Below are 20,362 nucleotides of genomic sequence, written 5' to 3'. Positions count from 1 at the left end.
AATCGTCGCAGGGAGAGAGCGAAACGGGCGAATCAGGAGGATTCGCTCGCTGCGGGTTGGTGCGGTCGGATCGAGCGTCGATAGTAGAGGACCGTCGCTAACTTGCCGAAGACGTACCCGATCGCGACGGCGAGCAGGAGGTGCGCGACGAGCATGAACTCGTGCCGGGGCGGCTTCTCGTACTGATCGACCTCGCGACCGTCGGCGGTCACGTACCTCGTCATAACGTACGGGCCCATGTTCTGAGCAGCGGGACTGAACGCGGGCGCGATGTCCCCCGTGCCGTCTGCCTGCATCAGCGTCACTTCGCTCGCCTCGAATTCTTCGCCTGTGTGCGGCTCGCGGTAAATGGTTCCCGCGAGCGCTTCCCACACGGGCTTGAGAACCTTCGACAGCGGCAGCCTGGCCTCGTACGGGTCGAGCTCGCACTGGCCGACGTAGAGCGGCGGGATTCCAAAGCCCGCGACGCCGAGCACGAAGCCGATCGCGAAGGCCTGCCAGGCTCCGCGAGCGATCAGGGCCAGAAGGGCGACGCCGACGAAGAGCCACAGCGCGGCCTGCACGAGGATCAAGGCGACGTTTCCGCCGCCTCGCAGCGCCGCGGCGCCGACGCCGGCGAAGAGCAGGATCGCGAGGAGTTCGAAGAGCGAGAACTGCACGACGAGCGGAAAGCCGTGCCGTCGAATCGCACGAAGCGTCTCATTGCGTCGGTCGGTCTCCATCGAGCGAAACTCCTCAGGAGGCGGCTGCGGCGGAGCGCTCCGTCCGCTCAGGGCGCCGGTACAGAAGCGCTGCGAGCTTGCCCAGAAGGTAACCTGCCGCCGCGGCGCCGAGCGAGTGCGCGACCAGCATGAAGTCCTCGCGTGCCGGTCGTTCGACGCGCTTGACCTGTGTGCCGTCCCGCATCAGGAAAAACTCCCCCGGTTGGCCATCCAGCCACGCGCTCTGCACGTCCTCCGGTCTTACGTCCTTGCCCGTGGAATACGAGATGAACGAAGTCGATTCCATAGCTGCCCATAAGGGTCCGACGATCTTCGAGTAGGGAAGCTTCGCCTTTTCCGGATCGAACTCGCTTTCGCCGAAGTAGATCAGGCAGAGACCGTGCGCCGTGGCGCCGATGACGAAGCCGACGGCGAACGCCCGTGCGACGCCGCGGGCGAAGATCGCCGCGACCACGAAGGCGAAAAAGAGCACAAGCGTCGCTTCCGCCGTCAGCCAGGCGAGCAGCCCGCCGGCTTTCGCCGCCGCAACCGCGACGCAGAGATAGAGCGCGACGACGAACAACTCCGCCAGCGAGAACTGCAGGCCGAGCGGCAGGCCGAGGCGCGATCGCCTCGCCTCATCCGCGATCGAAGCATCGCTCATGGGTTGACGCCTTCCTGTTCATAGAACCTGTTCTCTCCGGTCGTGCGATTCGATTCATCGGCGTCGACGATCTCGCAGTCGGGAAGCGCCTCTCGTAGCGCTTCGATCGCCTCGGGCGACGCGCCTCCCAGGTACAGGTATTCGAGATTCTCCAGAGCCGCAAGCGATGCGACATCTTCGTCCGTGAACGACTCGACGGCGTTCGGACGCAGGGTCAGGCTTTTGAGCGATTCGATCGACGCGATCGTCTTCACTCCGGCGCCGTCGAGGTTCGTTACGTCGACGGTTAGTTCCTCAAGTCCGCTGCAAGCGGCGACGAAACCGATCGTTCTCGAATCGAGAGAAGGTTCGGAGGAGAAAGTCAGCTCGCGCAGGTTCGGGAATCTCGCGAGTTCTTCGAACCCGCTGTCGTCGAGATCCTGGGTCTCCCGAAAGCTGATCCGCTGAACTCTCGGGTGTCCGGACAACTCGTCGAGCATCGCGTTCGTGTTGACGCTCGAATAGAACGCGACGTGATTTTCGCCTGCGTCGATGCGAGCCTTCTCGTCGGCGATCCACTCGTCGCGCATCCGATCGAGTTCTGCCTGACCATCGTTGCAGCCCAGGCAGACGATCATCAGGGAGGTCGCGACGATCGCCGATCTTCGCACGATTCGCTCCAGAGGAGGGGGACTCGTCGTCGCAGGCTTCAGCGTATCAGATAAGTTTCGCCGCGCTTCGCGGTTACCATTCCGCATCGCGACTGTCGTCGCACGATGCCGAAGCGGCATTGAGTTGGGTGGCGCCGGTTGTCTCAACCAGCGTCCGCGAAGCGGATCGGAGGCCTCGGAAACGCCTCGGAACGAAAGGTTCCGCTGTCCATCGAGGCGACTCCTGATAGCACGCGACGATCAGGCGCCGAGCGCGAGCCAAGGCCTCCGACGGCCTGCGCCCGCGCCGGTTGAGACAACCGGCGCCACCCCAGGAAAACCGAACGCTGTATGAGTCGACCGAGTCTGAAATCGATCGTGGAGGATCTTCGTCGGGCGGGGCATGCGCTCGTCTGCGACGAGCCGGTCGATCCCGATCTGGAACTGGCCGAGATCCAGCGACGGCTCTACCTGTCGCAGGCGCCGGCGGTCCTGTTCACGAACGTGAAGGGTTGCCGGTTCCCGATGCTGGCGAACCTGTTCGGGACGATCGATCGGGCGCGGTACGTCTTCCGCGGTACCTACGAATCCGTCCGCCGGGCGATCGAACTGAAGATCGATCCGCAGGCGTTCTTCCGACGGCCGACGCGGTACTGGAGCGCGCCCTTCACCGCGCTCGCCATGCAGCCGCGGCGAGTCAGTCGCGGTCCGATCCTGCATGAGCGAATCAAACTCAGCGAGCTGCCGCAGCTACGGAGTTGGCCCCTCGACGGCGGTCCCTTCATCACGCTGCCGCAGGTCTATACGGAAGACGTGAATGCGCCCGGCTGGCGGAAGAGCAACCTCGGCATGTACCGCGTGCAGCTCGCCGGCAACGAGTACGCGAAGGACCGCGAGATCGGGCTGCACTACCAGATTCATCGCGGCATCGGCGTCCATCATCAGGCGGCGCTGCGCGCGGGCAAGCCGCTTCGCGTGAACGTCTTCGTCGGCGGCCATCCCGCGATGACGCTCGCGGCGGTGATGCCGTTGCCCGAGGGCCTGTCGGAGCTGACGTTCGCCGGCGCGCTGGCGGGTCATCGGATACCGCTGCTCGACGGGAGCGTCGTGGACGGAGAACGCGACGGCAGGCCCGCGCTCTACGCCGACGCCGATTTCTGCATCTGCGGCACGATCGAACCGGATCGCGAACTTCCGGAGGGGCCCTTCGGCGATCACCTCGGCTACTACAGCCTGCAGCATCCTTATCCCGTGCTGCGGGTCGAGCAGGTCTTCGCGCGGAAGGACGCGATCTGGCCCTTCACAGTCGTCGGTCGACCGCCCCAGGAAGATACGACGTTCGGACAACTGATTCACGAGCTGACGGGCCCGATCATTCCGACCGTTCTCCCGGGCGTGAAGGAGGTGAACGCCGTCGACGCGGCAGGCGTCCATCCGCTGCTGCTCGCGATCGGAAGCGAGCGGTACGTGCCCTATCGGTCGTCGAACCGCCCGGCGGAACTGCTCACCCAGGCGAACGCCATCCTGGGTCAGGGTCAGATGTCGCTGGCGAAGTATTTGTTCATCGTGAACGGCTTCGACGACCCCGAACTGGACCTGCACGACATCGGGCGCTTCTTTCGACATCTGCTCGCCCGCGTCGACTGGTCTCGCGATCTGCACTTCCAGACGCGGACCACGATCGACACGCTCGACTATACCGGCGACGCGGTCAACGAAGGCTCCAAGCTGATCATCGCCGCGCGGGGACCGGTGCGGAGAGAGCTCGCGACTGAAGTCCCCTCTGACTTACGGCTGCCGGACGGATTCAGCGAGCCGCGCCTGGCGCTGCCGGGCGTTCTGGCGGTGCAGGCCCCTCCTGTCCACGACCATCGGGGCGAGGAGTACGACCCCGACCTGCGACGGTTCTGCGAGGCATCGTCGTTCAGCGCCGCGGGGTCTTCCATCGCGCTGGTCACGCTCGTCGATGACAGCCGCTTCGCCGCCGCGACGCTGAACAACTGGCTCTGGACCGTCTTCACGCGGAGCCAGCCTTCCCAGGATGTCCTGGGCGTCGGCGGCTTTTCCGAGCGGAAGCATTGGGGCTGTTCCGGACCGCTCGTGATCGACGCGCGGCTCAAGCCGCGACAGGCTCCGCCGCTGGTCGAGGACCTGGACGTATCGAGTCGCGTGGATGCCATCGCTGCCGGCGGCGGCATTCTTTCCAAGTGGCTCTAGCAGCCAGGGAATTTCCTAATCGGTCGCAACCTGCTCAAGCGACTTCGTTTGAGTCGCGTCTTTCTCGATCGGGCGGACTCTCTTGCGTCTTCCGTTCGACCGGCGGCTCTTGACGAGGTTCTTCCCTGGAAATACACACTTACCTTCAACTTTCCTCAAGTAGGACGTCGACGCCGAAGGAAGAACTTCCCGGCACGCCGTCCGTACCGGGAAACGAGTCCGACGCACCGGTCACTGCGTTCGCTTCTCCGTCCTTAGGAGAACCGCGAACTACAATGGCAGTGCGTCGCGAATCGGCGAACCGCCGGATGCCGGACTGCCATGGGCGGCCCGGTCGTCTCTCCGGGGTTCGCTGATCACCTCTCGCAGATCACGCAGGACTGCCGAACTTCGGCGGACCGCGCCTGCGGGAATTCCCTTCGACGGAAATGCAGCGTCCGCAGTTTCACGCTACGTGGCAGCGCCAGGCCCCCCTGATTCTGCCGTCGTTGCTGTTGTGCGACTTCTCCGACCTCAAAGGCGAGGTCGCCCGGCTGGAAGAGGCGGGCGTTCTGGGCCTGCATCTGGACGTCATGGACGGACGGTTCGTCCCGAACATGACGTACGGCCTGCCGATCGTGGAGGCCTTCCGCCGCGTCACGCAGCTCCCGCTCGACGTCCACCTGATGGTCGAAGAGCCGCAGAGCTGGGCCAAACGCTTCGTCGAGGCGGGCGCCGACGTGGTGACCGTCCATCGGGAAGCGATTTCTGATCCTTTGGACGTGCTCTCTGGCATCCAAGAGCTTGGCGTCTGGGCCGGGCTTGCGATCAATCCGGCGTCGCCGACTGACGTCGACGCGCCCTACTGGTCCGCCTGCGACGTCGCGCTCGTGATGAGCGTTCCCGCCGGCTTCGGAGGCCAGGCCTTCGACGCCGCGGCTCTGGAGAAGACACGCGCGCTGCACGCGAAATACGGCGATCGGCTGTTCATCGAAATGGATGGCGGAATCAACCGCGAAACGATCGGTCGCTGTGCCCAGGCGGGCGCGGGCGGGCTGGTCGTCGGCTCCGCCATTTTTCGACATCCTCACTATCCGACGGTCGTGGCCGAGCTCAACGCTCTCGCCCGATCCGAGACTGCATAAGCTGTAAACTCCGATGCTACGCATCTTCGTGGTCCGTCCCGGTTCGACGAGCTGGGATCAGGAACGCCGAATCAAGGGAAGCATGGACATGCCCCTGACCGCCGAGGGTCAGGAGCAGGTCGATCGCGTCGTCGCCGAACTGGCGAACGAGCGGCTGGACGCCATCTACACCGGCCCGGGCGAAAGCTCCAAACAGACCGGGAAGGCTCTCGCAACGCCGCGAAAGTTGAAGCCCGTCTGCCTCCAGACCCTGATGAATCTCGATCAGGGCCTGTGGGAAGGGAAGCTCGTCGAAGAGGTCCGGCAGATGTTCCCGTCGCTCTACAAGCTGGGGCAGGAACACCCGGAACTCGTCTGCGCCCCCGGCGGCGAGACCGTCGACGACGCGCTGCTGCGCGTGCGTGACGGAATCAACAAGGTCGTCCGGAAGCGCCATGCGGGGAACGTCGCGATCGTCGCCTCGGACCCGCTCGCGACGATCGTCCGCAGCTACCTCGAAGGAAAAGCGTTCCGCGATCTGTGGAACTCCGAATGCGACGCCTGCCGCTTCGAGGTCGTCGAAATCTCGCCCGAGTTGTTCCGGGTGTAAGCAGGATCCAGGCGAGCGGAGGGTGTGAGCCCTCCGTGCTTTTCGAAGTATCGATCAGCTCAGACACGGAGGGCTGACGCCCTCCGCTCGCCTTAGATCGCTTCCTTCGGCTTGCACGGAAAAACCGTCGCGGATACCGTAGACCGAATCGTCTGACGGGGCGAACGGGACCGTTTCCCGTCGTTGCGGCTCTCGGCCGGGGATGACGCCGGTCGCCGCCTTCGCTTCGCCCCTGTCCGCTTTCACGCGAGACGCTCGGCCTGTGGAGCCTGATATGCCGCCCGAAACGGTCGCCGATGCCGGCGCGAAGCTTCCTGCCGAAAGCGGCCCCGGAACGGGCGCCGACGGCGGCATCGCCAAGCGTTCCCGTCGCAGCATTCCGGAAGGACTCTGGACCCGGTGCCCGGACTGCAACACGGCCCACTTCCGGAAGGAACTCCACCGCCGGCTGTGGGTCTGCGACAACTGCAGCTACCACTTCTACCTGTCGGCCCGGGATCGCATCGAGCAGGTCCTGGACGAAGGGACGTTCGAGGAACTCGACGCCGACCTGACGAGCGGCGATCCCCTCGAATTCACGTTCAAGGACAACAAGACCTACGTCGAGAAGATCGTCGAAGCGCAGCGTCACACCGGCCTGCGTGACGCGATTCTGACCGGCACCGGGATGATCCGCGCCCGTCGCGTCGCGTTCGGCGTGACCGACAGCGCCTTCATCATGGGGAGCATGGGCTCCGTCGTCGGCGAGCGGCTGACGCGTCTGATCGAGCACGCGACGAAGGCCGAACTGCCGCTGATCGTCGTCAGCGGTTCGGGCGGCGGCGCCCGGATGCACGAGGGCATTCTGTCGCTGATGCAGATGGCGAAGGTCTCTGCTGCGCTCGCCCGTTACGACTCGGCGGGCGGCCTGTTCATCTCGGTGCTCACCAATCCGACGATGGGCGGCGTCGCGGCCAGCTTCGCCTCGCTGGGCGACGTCGTTTTCGCCGAACCGAAGGCGCTGATCGGCTTCGCAGGTCCGCGCACGATCAAGGCGACGATCCGGATCGAACTTCCTGCCGGCTTCCAGACGAGCGAGTTCCTGCTGCAGCACGGCTTCATCGATCGCATCGTCGATCGGTCGAAGCTGAAGACCGAGATCGCCCGCACGATCGACTACTGCGGCAAGTGACGCGGTTCGACTGACCGCCTGGGCGCCTCGTATCGAACCAGCAGCGGGCGTCGGCGTCGTTCGGCGAAACGCGTCGGCAGCCCGCGAGAAGGAGCGCTTTCGCATGCCCGCGCCTCTGCCTCCCCTTTCGGACGTCGAGGCCGGCAAGTGCGAGCTGGTCTTTCGCATGATGCGAAGGCATTTGGGATACGTTCCCAATTCGACGCGGACGATGGCGCGGCAACCAGCGATCCTTTCGAGCTTTACGCTGCTGGTCGCGAACGTGTTGGGCGAACGTTCGGACGCGTCGCTCTGGCTGGGGCTTCGCCTGGCGGTGCGAAACGCCCTTTGGACGCTTCGCAAAATGCGCGCGAAACCGTCGATTCCGCTGTCGCTCAAGAGTCTGGTCGCTCACGCGACCAGCTCCGCCGCAGGGTGTCGATACTGTCAGGCGCACACCGTCGGCGAAGCGCTGCTGCAGGGCGTCCCGGCCGACAAGGTGGAAGCTTTGTGGGATTTCGAATCGAGCGATCACTTCGATCCGGCGGAGAAGGCCGCGTTGAGGTTCGCGATCGCTGCCGGGAGTTCGCCGAACGCGGTGACCCCCGAAAGCTTCGCCGAACTCAAACAGCATTTCACGGACGAACAGATCGTCGAACTCGGGGCCGTCATCGCGCTCTTCGGCTTTCTGAATCGCTGGAACGAAACGTTCGCGACGCAGTTGGAAAGCGAACCGAAGGCGCTGGCCGAAAAACACCTGGCCGGCAGCGGGTGGACGATCGGCAAGCACGGTTGATGCATGCGCGATCGCGACACGAAAAAAGACCGGGCGCCTCCGTCGGCGATTACGGAAGCGACCGGTCTTTTTCGCAAGGAACGCGAAGCTCGGGGCGGCGAGCCGCGCGTCGTCGGAGAGGGATCGAATCGGTCTTCAGGAGATCGGATCGTGCGAGGCGTGCAGGCGTCTCGCACATCTCTTTACGCAGAAGCGGTCGGACGGTTCGTTCGCGGCGGAAGATTTTTCGGGAATGATTTCTCAGGCGGGGCGGCTGCCCGCGATCATCGATCGCAGGACGGCCTGAACGCGGGGGTTCTTCATCGCCTGCGAACGCGGAGCGCGCTCGACTTCGCCGCTCCCGTCATCGTCGCCCGCTTCTCCCGACTCGTCGGTGAAGAAGATTTCCGTGCGATCGACGCCGGCGCCGTCGCCCTCATGAGGAGGCAGCTCGGCTCGCACGACGCGAACGTCTCGCGGCGCCTCGATCCCCAGGCGAACCGTGTTTCCCTTGATGCGAACGATCGAAATCCGAATCGAGTCCCCGATCAGAATCTCTTCCTGGGCTTTGCGAGTCAGGACGAGCATGAGTCACTCCTTTGGTCGGCTGCTTCGACATCCGTGAGGCGTTCACTTCGACGGAGAGACTTAAATGCGAAGGCCGTGCCAAAGCGCTTGAGCAAGCCCCGACTCAGGCGTGCCGAGGCCATCGGAATGCGATTCAACTGCCTTCAGAACAGAGGCTTACGAAAAAAGCCCCGCGTCCTGCGACGCGAGGCTTGATTCAGTTTCCGCGGTTGTTCGGCCCCTCCGCCCGGCAACTTTGACAATTCTTTTGAAAGAACGTCCGTACCGGGCGTGACGCCTTGGCAGAGATAGCCTAAGTCGCTTCGATGCGTCAGGCTGAAAACTCCCGGCGCTTCGCGATTTCGTCGCGAAGCTGGGCGGCGAGTTCGTAATCCTCCGACGCCACCGCCTGGTCGAGCTGCTCCTGGAGGGTCATCCCCAGGCTATACTCCTGACGCAGCTCTTCCCGAAGTGCGGTGAGCCGCTGGACGAACTCGTTCTCGTCGTACTGCTCGGCCACGTCGAAGTCTTCGAAGAAGTCTCGCACGGAATCGAGACCTTCGTTGATCCGCATGATCGCCGCCTCGGCGCCCTGCTCGCCCTGTTCGAGGTGGGCCATCGCCGCGGCCTGCGTCCGCTGGTAGAGCACGAACGGTCGGTACTGTTCGTGCGACAGCGTCCACTGCTCGTCGGGCGAATGCTCCCGGCAGAAGTCCATCAGTTCGAGCGTATGGTCGGCGTCACGCACCGCCTTGTCGTACTGGCGGAGCTGCAGCCAGCAGATCCGTCGATGATAGAACTGCATGAATTCGCGATCGGTCTCGGCGCATTCGTCCTCGTCCATCGCTTCGACGTCCGCCGCTTCGTCGTCCGAAAGAACGGGCGAGGCGTCGAATTCGTCGATACGCGATTCGGCTTCCAAGTCCGGCGGCAGTTCGCCGTACTTGTGACGCAGGAATTCCAGGAACGAGCGCTTCCCCTCGAACGACTGGCCGTCGGGACGACCCGTTGTTTCGAGTTGAAGCAGACCGAGGTCGACGCGCATCTGAATGACCTGCCGACCGTCGTCGCCGCGCACGAGGCGCACGCGAACCTTGTCCGGGTCGTAGGACCACTTCCTCAGGATGCGGTCGATGTGGTTGGGCTCTTTCATGAACGTTTTCTCGTCGAGTTCGAAACGACTCCGAGACGTTCCGCTGTTCGCGTCGGTGTTCCGCGGCGTTTTCATTATAGAAGCGAGTCGAGTTTCGAAGCAGGAGCCGAACGCTTCGTCCGGCTCGACTCCTTTCGATGCGTGCGAAGGGCTTCGCGTCACGACGATCCTGAGGGTAGCGCCATCGTCCGCGAGGCGCTTCAACCTTCGTCTTCGAAGAGCGCCCGAAGCGCAGCGGGTTCGCCGATGTCCACGACGAACAGTCGACCGAGCACGGCAAGCGCCTCATCACGGTCGAATCCGAGTTTCTTCGCGAAGAAGGTCACCGTGACGTCGGCCCGGATTGTCGGGTTTCCCGGTACGCCGAGGTCCGCGTCGAGACCGCTGGGAAGATCGACCGCCAGGCGCTTCGCGGAGGAAGCGTTCATCCGGCGGATCATCGCGTCGTAGGGCGCGCGGGGCGAACCCTTCGTTCCGGTTCCCAGCAGCGCATCGACGATCCAGTCAGAATTCGCGAGTCGGTCGAGACGAGACAGTTCGCTTTCCGATCGCCCGTCCAGAACGGAAATTCCCGCGGCTTTCGCGATGGCGAGGTTGATCGCCGCGTCGCCCTGGACGGTCGCTTCGTCGGCGGCGAGCAGGATCGACGTCTCGCTCCCCATTCTTTGCAGATGCCGCGCCATGCAGAAGCCGTCGCCTCCGTTGGCCCCCCGTCCGCAGCAGACGACGACGCGTTCCGGAACGCCGAACGATTCCAGCACGTTCGCCGCGTTCCGCGCGGCGTTCTCCATCAGCAGCAGGCTGGGCATCGCGAAGCGCTCGACGGCCAGCCGATCCGCCTCGCGAATTCTTTCGCAGGGGAGCGTTAGTTCGCGCATGGCATCGTCCGCGTAAAATGTGCGAAGAGCTCGATCGAAGCTTTGGTTCGAACGCAGCGACAAGTCTACCGCGAGTCGATCCTGTCCGATCGGCCTGGGATTTCTGAGGACGCCGCCGATGCCCCTGTACGAGTACGCCTGCCGCGCCTGCGGCGAAACGTTCGAAGCCCTGGTGCGCGGCGCCGAGCACCCGCGCTGCCCGAAGTGCGAAAGCGCGAACCTGTCGCAGCTCCTGAGCGTGACGGCGGCGCCGTCGGGCAGCCATAGCGCCGGCGTCGGAGAATCTGACGCGGGAGCGTGCGGTCGGTCGGCCTGCGCCCGCGGATGCATGGGCTAGCGATTAGCTTCGCTGATCGCAGAGAGGAGAGCGAAGAAAGCGGAAAGTGGAGAACGGGCGCCGGACCGCTCTCCTCGGTCTACTTTCTACTCTCGACTTTCTTTCGAAGCGGGAGGCGCGGCCCGCGAACAGAACGTGACCCGAGCTCATCGCATAAAAACGAAAAGACCCGCAGGGCGTCCTGCGGGTCCTTCCGTTTCCGTCACGCGAGGGTCTTGCTTCGTAACCAGCCGTCGAGCGCTTACCAGCAGAACTCGACGCCGGCGTAGGCGCCGTGCAGGAGCAGGTCGCCGTTCGAGTCGATCTCCGAGACGTCATCCAGTCCGGCGAAGTAGGTCGGGATCTGGTTCTCCGTCAGAGCGACGCCGGAGACCGCGACGACGCGGTAACCGCCGGTCACCTTCATCCAGCTGCAGACCTGGTACGAGGCGCCCATGTCGAGTTCGCCCAGCATGCTGATGCGGGTGTCGCTGGACGAGACGTTGTAGGCCTGGCCTGCCCAGGGACCGACGGCGCCGACGGTGGCGAAACCGTTGGACCCGTAGATCGACTGGTTGGAGTTCATCTGGTTGGCGAACAGACCGACCTTGGCGCCAGTGTTGACGCTGAAGCGTTGCGTCGCGAACCACGACGCGTTGCCGCCGATCTGCAAGCCGATCAGGTTGTTTTGAGTCTCGATGTGGTAGTTGACCTCGTCAGCGGCCCCGTTGAAGGTTCCGTTCGTCGGATCCGTCGAGAAGAGGAAGTCTTCGTCGAAGCGGATATACCGGGCTCCGCCGAGGATGTTCATCGCGACCGTGGGAGCCTGGCAACCGCCGTAGGCGTAGCCGGCGCCGTAGCAGCCCGCGTCGCAGCCGCCTCCCGAGATCGGCGAGTTGAACAGGTTCAGCTCGACGTTGTGCAGCTGGTTCTCCATCCGGATGCGATGGCGAGCGGCGTTCTGGTAGTAGCTGTCGACGCTGGAGGGTCCGCCGCCGTCGTCGTAGTTGAGCATATCGAGGTTCGGGATCACGACGCCGAGGTCGGAGCCGTCCGCGAGGACGCCGCTCGGATCGTAGGCGTTCGCTTCGGCCATGCCGGGATACCAGCCCCAGTAACGACCTTCGATCGCCCAGCCGCCGCCGCAGCAGATGCCGGCGAAGACTTCGAAGCCGCCGCCGTATCCGAACGACGCGTCTTCGGTCTTCATCATCTGGTTGGCGATGTTGTCCGTCTGGTACGAGAGCCAGGTCGGATTCGCGCGGTCGCGGGTCAGCATCAGCGCGTAAGCGCCGGCGAAGACCGTCGGGCCGCAGGCGGGTTCGCAGTAGACGTCGTCGCCCCAGCCGGATCCGGAGCTGGAGTCGACGAAGGTGCCTTGGCCGTAGCCGCTGCCGGACGCGTAGCCGCCGCCCGCCCCGTATCCGGCGCTCGCTCCGGAACCGTAGCAGTCGGCGCCGGCGCTCGTGTATCCCCCCTGGCCGCCGGCCGGAGGCGCAGGAAATCGCGAGTAGTCGGGCGTGGCCAGGTCGCTCGGGCTGCGGGCCGGGGTCGGCTCCATCACGCTGCGACCGTTGCCGGCAGGCATCGCGCCGGTACCCACGACGCCCTGCGTACCGGGGAGCGGTTCCGCCGGCGGAATGAGCTGATCCTGGTTCTGCGCCGCGAGGTACTGCGGGTGGCCGCCGTACTGAGTTGCGGCGCTGCGCTGGGGAGCGCTCGCCATCGGCAGCATCGAACCGTAGCTGCCCTGTTGTGCCGCAGCGGGAACGGCTCCCGCAGCGATGAGCGAGGCGAACACGCCGCGCCAGAGGAACGTCTTCATGTACGAACTCCTTTCGAACGCAAGACTCCGTTCCCGACGTGTCGGCGTGACGCGCCCACGGCAGGGGTGACGTTGTCGGAAAAAGCTCGGCACGGCCCGTCGAAGGCGACGGGTCCGATCGCGAGCATGGTTTGGCGAAGTAGGGATCGCTCGCGAATGCGTGCGAACCCGTTCGAGGGAATCCGTTCCTCGTGCCGAGGGTCGAACGGCGTCTGCCGTCGTCCCCAGAGCCGATCCGTGCGGCACCTAAGTGATCGACGAGCGAAGGCTCGGTTTCGTCGCCGAACTCAGGACGCGCAAGGGTTTTTCGCTCAAGTTCGAAGAGCGAATCGGCGCCGCAGGATTAACCCGCATCGCGTGCATGTCCGGCCCCCGGAAAGCGGCGGGGCGCAGCACGAACGATCGGCGCGAACGTTACGAAAGGGACTACCGCACCGCAGCAAGCGGGCGAGAAGCGACGGCGAGCGGCGCGTCGCAGGAGAGCTTCAGCGCGGCGCAACATAGCACGCGGCGCACGCGAGTCAAACGAAAGTTGCGAGGGCGCGGTCAAGCGAGGCCGCAGCGACTTCTCGCAAGGAAACGTTCCCGCCGTCGTTAAATCCGGACGCGTCGGAACGATCCGCACGGCCTGAGGAGGCGGTCACCGGCGTGACGGTCGGGCTTGTCGGAGGCCGGTTGAACGGAACATGCCCACGCTGCTATCGCGACGTGGGCATGGCACACCTGGGTACGACAGTTGACGTCGGTTCGCCAGCTTTGCGAATCGTCGCTTACGCGGCGCGAACGACCGCTGCGGCGGTCGCGACCGGCGACTTCGCGGCCGCGGGATCGGACTCGACGAGTTCGACGGCCAGCCGGGCGTAATCTTCGGCGCCGTTCGACGACGGCGAGTACTCGAAGATCGACTGTCCGAAGCTCGGCGCCTCGGCCAACCGCACGTTCCGGCGGATCGTCGTCGTGAAGCAGCGCGCCTCCGACCAGACGCTGTCGGGCGTCTTCTGGGCGGTGAAGAATTCTTCGACGTCGCTGCTGACTTCCGCGGCGAGTCGCGTCCCCGACTCGTACATGCAGAGGACGACCCCGGTCAGACGAAGGTGCTTGTTCAGTCGCCGGGCGACCATCTGGATCGTACGGAGCAGCTTCGACAGACCGTGCAGCGCCAGGAAGTGGGGCTGCAGCGGCAGGAAGACTTCGCGGGCCGTGGTCAGCGCGTTCAGCGTCAGCACGCCCAGCGAGGGGGGGCAGTCCATGATCACGAAGTCGAACGCAGGCGTGTCCGGGCGGGACAGGTCTTCCTGCATCTGATCGCGAAGGATGATCTCCCGACCGACTTCGCCGGAGAGTTCCATCTCCGCCGCGGCCAGATCGATGTGAGCCGGGACGAGCCAGAGATTCTCGCCCACCTGAAGCCGAACCTCGGAGAGCGGCGTCTCTTCGGTCAACACCGAGTAGACGCTCTTCTCGCTCGATCCGACGGTGACGCCCAGGTGCAGCGAGGCGTGCGCCTGCGGGTCGAGGTCGATGATGCAGACCTTTTTCCCCTGTCGAGCCAAAGCCGCGCTCAGATTCACGGCGGTGGTCGTTTTCCCGACGCCGCCCTTCTGATTGATAACCGCGATCGTGCGCATGGCTCTTACCCTTCAGTCGGACTCGGAAACCCTTGCGGCGGTAGATACCGAGAACGTCGCCGGCGCTGCAAGGGCGAAAAAGCCGCCGCGTTCGCGGGACGGTCCTGCGGCCGGCGGCTCGGCGCCGTTTCCGATTGCGGCGAAATGGACTAAAACGGGCAAGCGTCGCCGCCGGAACCGCTTCCGCGGCGCCTCGATTTTCCCGCCCGAACTTGCGCCGCCGACCGCATGCGACTCATCGGAACGCTTCCTGATACGGCCCAGGCGCGACGCTTCGTCGCGTACCTGCACACCGTCGGCATCGAGTCTTCGGAAGAAGCCGCCGCGGCAGGTCGTCAGATCTGGGTCCGCGAAGAGGATGCGGTCGAGCGCGCTCGCGGGGAGATGGAGAAGTTCCGCGAGGATCCCGCCGCCTCGAAGTATCTCGCGGCGGAGAAGCAATCGCGGGAACTCGCGAAGTCGGAGCAGGCCGAGCGGGCGCAGCGCCGCGCCCGGGTCGTGACGGGGAAGGATATCTGGACGTCGGTCGGCGGTCCTCCCTCGCGGCGACTGACCGTTACCTGGGCATTGATCGGCGCATCGATCGTCTGCACGGTGTTGATCGGGGCGAGCAATCCCGACCCGACCAACTGGGCATGGCAGTGGGGCCAGTTCTGGTCGGAGGCGGACGTCGCGAGGTATCAGGCGGCGGCGTTGCTCGAAGGCGCACCGGCGGAAAGCGTCCCGCCGGAACTTCTCTTCGGGCAGATCCTGAAGGGACAGGTCTGGCGGCTGATCACCCCGATCTTCTTCCACTTCAGCATTGCGCACATCCTCTTCAACATGCTCTGGCTCTACCAGTTGGGCGGCCAGATCGAAGATCGCGTACGACCTCTGCGCTACGTGGGGCTGGTACTGTTCTTCGCCCTGGCCGGGAATCTCGCGCAGGCGCTCTCTCCCTCGAGCATGAACGAGGGGATCGGCTTCGGCGGCATGTCGGGCGTCGTCTACGGGTGCTTCGGGTATGTCTGGCTCAAGACCATCCTAGAACCGGACGCCGGCTATCGTCTGTCGATACTCGCCGTCTTCCTGATCATCGGCTGGCATATCCTGACGTCGATGCCCGGCAACGATCGGATGTTCGGCGATTCGGTCGCCAACGTCGGGACGTGGGCCCACGGCGGAGGCCTCGCGGCCGGCGCGCTCGCCGCGATCGCGACCTATCTCTACAAGAAGTCGCGGGCGGCGTAGGGGCCGGAGACGGCGTTTACCGATGCAGAACCCCTGGGCGATCGAACCTGGTCAGGGCCTCGGCGATTTGCGACTCGGCTCCGCTCGAGAAGACGTGCTCCGACGGCTGGCGGAGCGCGGCGTGCATAGCGAATCGGCAGCCGACGACGGCGATCTGTTGATCGTCGACGATCTCGAAGTCGAACTGAAGTTCGACAAGTCGCAGCGGCTATGCGAGATCTCGGCCGAGAGCGAGCGGCTGCTCCTGGCCGGCCATGCGGTCATCGGCGCGCGCCTGCACGAGGTCGTCGACCGGCTCGGCGTGAGCGACGCGGAGACGCTCTGGACGCCCGAGCCTGAAGACGAGGAAGACCTCGATTCTGCCCCGGTTGAACAGCCGACGGACGAGGAACTGATCAGTGACGGGACGCTCTGGATCCCGCGGCTCGGCCTGGGAATCGAGCTCTTTCAGGGAGAGATCCTCTGCGTGCGGCTGCGGTCGCCCTCGGACGTACCGCGACATGGCGCCGGACCGCTGACGCCGGCTCAACGGACGCTGATGGCGAAGCCGGATCTCTTCGAGAGTCTGACGAACGAAGCTTCGGCGCCGAAGCGGCCGCCCAACCGGTTGCAGCAGCTTTTGACGCTCGCGATGGTCGTCTCGCTGGGCTGGGTCGTGTGGATGGCCATCGAGTACCAGCGGAAATGGACCGCGGCTCCGATCGCGGAAGGCGAAGTCGTGGCCGTCCAGCCGCCGCCGCCCGATCCCTTTCCCGACGAGATCACCGTCGCGTATCAGGTCGACGGCAAGGAATATCAGACCGTCTTCGGCGTGGCCGACGTCTACATGACGCGAGCCGTCGGAGATAAGGTCGACGTCCGCTATCTCGCGGGCGCTCCTGACGAGCCGATGGGCCCCGCCCGCGTGAACGACGCAGCGTTCGTCGAGTTCATGCCCTGGGGCATCGGGATCGTCGGCGCCTATCTCGTGCTGCAACTCCTGGTCTCGATCGCGAGCGCGCTACTGCGTGCGACCGATCGCCCCGACGAGTTGAAGACGTCGCTCGGGAAGGAGTACGACTGAGCGTATCGCTGGCTCAGTTCGGGCGCGACAGGCTGAAGATGGGGAGCATCAGGGCCATGGCGATGACGCCGATGACGATGCCCATCCCCGTGATCAGGAGCGGCTCGAGGATGGAGGAGATCGCCTTGAGCTGCTGTTCGACGTCCTTGTCATATTCGTGACTGACGCGGAGCAGCACGGAGTCCAGCTTGCCGGTCTCTTCGCCCGCGTCGACCATCTGCACCAGCGTCGAAGGGAAGAGCTTCTCCCGCCGCATGGCCCGCTGCATGGACGAGCCGCCCGTGATCTGATCGAGCGTCGCGAGCCATGCCTCGGCGAAGAGCGCGTTGCCGGAGACCTGGCTCGTCATGCGGAGCGCGTCGAGCATCGAACAGCCGCTCGCCAGCATCGTGCCGAGCGTCGAGATCGAGCGACTGAGTACGGTCTTCCGGCAGATCGGTCCCCACAAGGGGCCGTTGATCGCGAGCCACGCGAGCGACCGCGTTCCGTGCGGCGTCTTGCGCCACCACAGGAACAGAATGACGCTCGCGACGATGCCCAGCAGCCACGCCCACCAGTAGTTGATCAGCGAATCGGACATCGCCGACAGGATCCGCGTCACCATCGGAAGCTTGTCACCGCGGCGTTCGAACAGCGGCTTGAACTGCGGCAGGACATACGTCAGCAGGAAGAGCGTCTCCCCGAAGGCGAGTCCCGACATGATGACCGGGTACGCGAGCGCCGCCTTGAGCTTCGCCGCGTGGTCCATCTGCCGCCCCATCGATTCGGCCAGTCGTTGCAACGTCTCCGGCAGCGTACCGGTTTGTTCGCTGGACTGAACGAGGGCGATGTACGTGGGGGGAAACTGCTTGGGAAACTTGGCGAGACCTGCCGAGAACGAATCGCCGCCCTGTACGACGTTCTTCAGTTCGTGGAGGATCTTCCGCAGCGTCGGGTTCTCGCACTGCACTGCGATCCCTTCGAGCGCGTGCGAAAGCGTGATCCCCGTGTCGAGCATCAGCGAAAGCTGCGTCGTGAGATCGAGGATCTCGCGCTTCTTGACCCGCCGGGGAAAGAGCCCGGGATCGTCGCTCGGCGCGCTGCCGGGAGTTTCGTCGTCGCGACCGAGCGAGTAGTCGTCCTTCGCGCCTGGCGACATCGCCGCGGCGTAGGCGCGATCGTCCGTACGCCGCATCCCGGCGTCGGCGACGGCCTGTTCCCACCAGTTCGAGCTTACGGTCATGACGCGGTCGTCTCTTACCAGGCGAGCGAGCGCTCGCGATCGGCGGCTTAGCGGGCGGGGTCGTCGGAGAGGCCGAAGAACTCGCCGCTGAGTTGCAGCGTCTCTTCGACGGTGGTCAACCCTTCGGCCACCTTCTTGAATCCGTCCTGCAACAGCGTCGTCATTCCGGCTTCGATCGCCATCTTGCGGATTTCGATCATCGACGCGCCGCGGACCACGGCGTCGCGGACTTCGTCGTTGATGACGAACAGTTCGTGTACTGCCAGCCGTCCTGAATGCCCCGTGTTGCGACACTGCCGGCAGCCGGCGCCGCGGTGCAGCTTGTCGAGGTTGATCTTCAGCGTCTCGAGCGTCTTCTTCACCCCGCGCGGCGGCTCGTATTCGCCTTTGCATCGCGGACAGATCCGGCGGACCAGCCGCTGGGCCAGCGCCATATTCAGCGCGGCGCTGATGAGATATGGCTCGATGCCCATGTTCATCAGTCGCGTCAGCGCGCTCGTCGCGTCATTCGTGTGCAGCGTCGAGAGCACCAGATGCCCCGTCAGCGCCGCCTGAACCGCGGTGCGGGCGGTTTCCTCGTCGCGGATTTCGCCGACCATGATGACGTCCGGGTCCTGACGCAGCAGCGTGCGCAGGGCCTTCGGGAACGTCATGCCGATCTTCTCCTGCACCTGAAACTGGTTGATCAGGGGGAGGTTGTATTCGATCGGATCTTCGACGGTGCAGACGTTGTTGTGCATCGTCGCGATCTCGTTGAGCGCGGCGTACAACGTGGTCGACTTGCCGCTGCCCGTGGGGCCGGTGACGAGGGCGATGCCGTTCGGGGCGTGGATCTGACGCTGGAACTTCGTCAGCGTCTGCTCGGTGAAGCCCAGGTCGTGCAGGTTGAGCGAGACGCTCCGCGTATCGAGGACGCGGATGACGGTCTTCTCGCCGCGGGCGCCCGGGAACGAGCTGACGCGAAGATCGACCTTCCGCTTGTTGAGCAGGACGTTGACGCGACCGTCCTGCGGCAGACGGCGCTCGCTGATGTCCATGCCGGCCATGATCTTGATGCGGCTCGACACGGCAGGCAGCAGGTGCAGCGGCACCTCCAGCGCGCGGTAGAGCCGACCGTCGATGCGATGCCGGATCCGCAGCGACTTCTCGCCCGGTTCGACGTGGACGTCGCTGGCGCCTTCCTTGACGGCCATCGAGATGATGTAGTTGACCAGTCGGATGACCGGGGACTTGCCCGCGAGGTCTTCGACGTCGCCCAGATCCTCGGTCGCCTCTTCGATGAGCGCGACTTCGGTCTGTTCGTCCGACTCGATGATGTCGTCGATGACGAACGCGTTCGAATCCGGCAGCGTCGTGATCATCCGCCGGATATCTCGGGCGGACGAAGCGACGATCTGCACTTCCTTGCCCGAGCGGATTCGCAGCTCGTCGACGAGGAACGGGTTCGACGGTTCGCACACGGCGATCGTCAGCGTGTTGCGAACGCAGAACAGCGGAAACGTCAGGTCGCGCTCGATCATCTCGCGCGGCAGCAGGTCGATCGTCTGCGGATCGTGCAGCCGGGGATCGAGCTTGGCGTAGGGAATGCCGTGGCTCATCGCCAGGCACTCCATCACCTGCTCTTCGGTGCAGATTTCGAGATCGACCAGGATCTCGCCGAGCAGCCGCTGGTTCTGCGAGTCCTTCTGGACCTTCAGCGCGTGCCCGAGATCTTCTCCGGAGCAATAGCCCTTCGAGACGAGCAGGTCGCCTACGCGGGGCAGGGTGGCGGCGATGACGGACACGGTAGGACCAGGCGGGAGGGCAGGCGATGCGCGAGGAATCGCGGCGTGCGAGCGTGCGGACTAGCGGTGGAAACTTTTGACGGCGTCGATGACGGCGTCGAAGACCTCGAACTCGCGATCGAGTCGCGTGACCTCGAGAATCTTGCGGTTGACGTGATTGCTGGTGGCGAGTTTCAGTTCGCCGCCCCGATCGCGGAGGGCGTCCTGCAGATCGAGGAGCAATTCCAGGCCGGCGCTGTCGAGCAGTTCGGTCCCTTCCAGGTCGAGCACGATCGACGCGCGGGGAACCGCCTGAAACGCCAGCTTCAGCGCGTCGACGTGCGCTTCGCCGATCTCCTGCGGCGCATGCGCGACGGCGACTTCCCCGAAGACCTCAGTCGATAGTTGCATCGTCGTCTCGCTGTCGGCTCGGGAACTCGATCACGCCAACTCTACGTCAGCGAAACGGTATCGCTCAGGGCGCGAATGCGCGCCGCGAGCGTCGACTCGACGACGGCGAGCACTTCGCGCGGGCTGAACGGCTTGCGGATGATCGCGGAGAAATCGCGCGGCTGGAAACGCGGATCGCAATCGAGTTCGAATCCCTTGGCGGTGAGCAGCATGATCGGCAGGTCGCCATGCTCCGCCGACTCGCGGATGCGTCGCGTCAGGTCGAGCCCGTCCATCCGCGGCATCTGCAGATCGGTGATGACCAGGTCGGGGCTATAGCGCGATACGAAATCCCAGCCCTGTTCGCCGTCGTCGGCGGCGAAGACTTCGTAGCCCGCTCCCTTGAGCTTGAACTCGATCGGCTTGAGGATCACCGGCGAGTCGTCGCAAACCACGATTCTGGCGCTCATCTGTCAGT

Annotated in this window: 20 protein-coding genes; 8 read left to right on the top strand and 12 right to left on the bottom strand. The window is 64.8% G+C overall.

The genetic code is table 11. The annotated features are described in order from the left end of the window. Window positions 1-32: 32 nt before the first annotated feature. Genes SH602x_RS06960 through SH602x_RS06950 form a run of 3 tightly spaced genes read right to left on the bottom strand, consistent with a single transcriptional unit; the run spans window position 33 to window position 2,015 of the window. Window positions 33-722: a hypothetical protein gene (locus SH602x_RS06960; protein ID WP_479476096.1), complete on the bottom strand. Its 690-nt coding sequence runs from the start codon at window positions 720-722 to the stop codon at window positions 33-35. A gap of 13 nt (window positions 723-735) precedes the next feature. After that, a complete protein-coding gene (locus tag SH602x_RS06955) occupies window positions 736-1,365 on the bottom strand; it encodes a hypothetical protein (RefSeq protein WP_479476095.1) in 630 nt (209 codons plus the stop codon). Next, window positions 1,362-2,015 carry a leucine-rich repeat domain-containing protein gene (locus SH602x_RS06950; protein ID WP_479476094.1) on the bottom strand — a complete coding sequence of 218 codons (654 nt, stop codon included), beginning with the start codon at window positions 2,013-2,015 and terminating at the stop codon, window positions 1,362-1,364. Before SH602x_RS06950 ends, SH602x_RS06955 begins: the two co-directional genes overlap by 4 nt. Before the next feature lie 330 nt (window positions 2,016-2,345). Between SH602x_RS06950 and SH602x_RS06945 the strand changes: the two genes are divergently transcribed. From SH602x_RS06945 to SH602x_RS06925, 5 genes are all read left to right on the top strand, one after another. Continuing rightward, the gene (locus SH602x_RS06945; protein WP_479476093.1) at window positions 2,346-4,211 is read left to right on the top strand and encodes a UbiD family decarboxylase; all 1,866 of its coding nucleotides are present in this window, start codon (window positions 2,346-2,348) and stop codon (window positions 4,209-4,211) included. Window positions 4,212-4,639: 428 nt separating this feature from the next. Further along, the gene (locus SH602x_RS06940; RefSeq protein WP_479476092.1) at window positions 4,640-5,335 is read left to right on the top strand and encodes a ribulose-phosphate 3-epimerase; all 696 of its coding nucleotides are present in this window, start codon (window positions 4,640-4,642) and stop codon (window positions 5,333-5,335) included. Window positions 5,336-5,348: 13 nt separating this feature from the next. Next, entirely contained in the window at window positions 5,349-5,924 is a 576-nt protein-coding gene (locus SH602x_RS06935) for a histidine phosphatase family protein (RefSeq protein WP_479469256.1), read from the top strand. 274 nt (window positions 5,925-6,198) lie between these two features. Then, on the top strand, window positions 6,199-7,095 hold the full coding sequence (gene accD / locus SH602x_RS06930; RefSeq protein WP_479476091.1) for an acetyl-CoA carboxylase, carboxyltransferase subunit beta: 897 nt from the start codon (window positions 6,199-6,201) through the stop codon (window positions 7,093-7,095). Window positions 7,096-7,198: 103 nt separating this feature from the next. Then, window positions 7,199-7,870 carry a carboxymuconolactone decarboxylase family protein gene (locus SH602x_RS06925; protein ID WP_479476090.1) on the top strand — a complete coding sequence of 224 codons (672 nt, stop codon included), beginning with the start codon at window positions 7,199-7,201 and terminating at the stop codon, window positions 7,868-7,870. A gap of 240 nt (window positions 7,871-8,110) precedes the next feature. Here the strand turns inward: SH602x_RS06925 and SH602x_RS06920 are convergent, their stop codons facing one another. The 3 genes from SH602x_RS06920 to SH602x_RS06910 all read right to left on the bottom strand — a co-directional run bounded on the left by SH602x_RS06920 (window position 8,111) and on the right by SH602x_RS06910 (window position 10,447). Beyond that, entirely contained in the window at window positions 8,111-8,437 is a 327-nt protein-coding gene (locus SH602x_RS06920) for a carbon storage regulator (RefSeq protein ID WP_479476089.1), read from the bottom strand. A gap of 310 nt (window positions 8,438-8,747) precedes the next feature. Continuing rightward, entirely contained in the window at window positions 8,748-9,773 is a 1,026-nt protein-coding gene (locus SH602x_RS06915; RefSeq protein ID WP_479476088.1) for a UvrB/UvrC motif-containing protein, read from the bottom strand. Next, window positions 9,770-10,447 carry an NAD(P)H-hydrate epimerase gene (locus SH602x_RS06910; protein ID WP_479476087.1) on the bottom strand — a complete coding sequence of 226 codons (678 nt, stop codon included), beginning with the start codon at window positions 10,445-10,447 and terminating at the stop codon, window positions 9,770-9,772. The genes SH602x_RS06915 and SH602x_RS06910 overlap by 4 nt, the downstream gene beginning before the upstream one ends. A 118-nt stretch (window positions 10,448-10,565) precedes the next feature. Here SH602x_RS06910 and SH602x_RS06905 point away from each other — a divergent pair, with 118 nt between their 5' ends. Continuing rightward, on the top strand, window positions 10,566-10,784 hold the full coding sequence (locus SH602x_RS06905) for an FmdB family zinc ribbon protein (RefSeq protein ID WP_479476086.1): 219 nt from the start codon (window positions 10,566-10,568) through the stop codon (window positions 10,782-10,784). A 241-nt stretch (window positions 10,785-11,025) separates the two neighbouring features. Here the strand turns inward: SH602x_RS06905 and SH602x_RS06900 are convergent, their stop codons facing one another. Then, window positions 11,026-12,588, bottom strand: a complete 1,563-nt coding sequence (locus tag SH602x_RS06900) for a BBP7 family outer membrane beta-barrel protein (protein WP_479476085.1) — start codon at window positions 12,586-12,588, stop codon at window positions 11,026-11,028. Window positions 12,589-13,358: 770 nt separating this feature from the next. Next, window positions 13,359-14,216, bottom strand: a complete 858-nt coding sequence (locus tag SH602x_RS06895; protein WP_479476084.1) for a ParA family protein — start codon at window positions 14,214-14,216, stop codon at window positions 13,359-13,361. A gap of 228 nt (window positions 14,217-14,444) precedes the next feature. Between SH602x_RS06895 and SH602x_RS06890 the strand changes: the two genes are divergently transcribed. After that, on the top strand, window positions 14,445-15,446 hold the full coding sequence (locus SH602x_RS06890; protein WP_479476083.1) for a rhomboid family intramembrane serine protease: 1,002 nt from the start codon (window positions 14,445-14,447) through the stop codon (window positions 15,444-15,446). 22 nt (window positions 15,447-15,468) lie between these two features. Next, a complete protein-coding gene (locus tag SH602x_RS06885; protein WP_479476082.1) occupies window positions 15,469-16,509 on the top strand; it encodes a DUF3592 domain-containing protein in 1,041 nt (346 codons plus the stop codon). 13 nt (window positions 16,510-16,522) lie between these two features. Here SH602x_RS06885 and SH602x_RS06880 read toward each other — a convergent pair whose 3' ends face one another. From SH602x_RS06880 to SH602x_RS06865, 4 genes are read right to left on the bottom strand one after another with little or no spacing between them, the layout of a single operon-like run. Next, on the bottom strand, window positions 16,523-17,731 hold the full coding sequence (locus SH602x_RS06880) for a type II secretion system F family protein (RefSeq protein WP_479476081.1): 1,209 nt from the start codon (window positions 17,729-17,731) through the stop codon (window positions 16,523-16,525). Between the two features lie 47 nt (window positions 17,732-17,778). Further along, window positions 17,779-19,515, bottom strand: a complete 1,737-nt coding sequence (locus SH602x_RS06875) for a GspE/PulE family protein (RefSeq protein WP_479476080.1) — start codon at window positions 19,513-19,515, stop codon at window positions 17,779-17,781. Window positions 19,516-19,575: 60 nt separating this feature from the next. Beyond that, window positions 19,576-19,905: an STAS domain-containing protein gene (locus SH602x_RS06870; RefSeq protein WP_479469214.1), complete on the bottom strand. Its 330-nt coding sequence runs from the start codon at window positions 19,903-19,905 to the stop codon at window positions 19,576-19,578. Window positions 19,906-19,946: 41 nt separating this feature from the next. Next, on the bottom strand, window positions 19,947-20,354 hold the full coding sequence (locus SH602x_RS06865; RefSeq protein ID WP_479476079.1) for a response regulator: 408 nt from the start codon (window positions 20,352-20,354) through the stop codon (window positions 19,947-19,949). Window positions 20,355-20,362: the final 8 nt, after the last annotated feature.

It is taken from the genome of Lignipirellula cremea (genome assembly GCF_056501455.1).
Note: the sequence above shows the minus strand (reverse complement) of the source record. Positions and strands in the feature narration are given on the sequence as shown.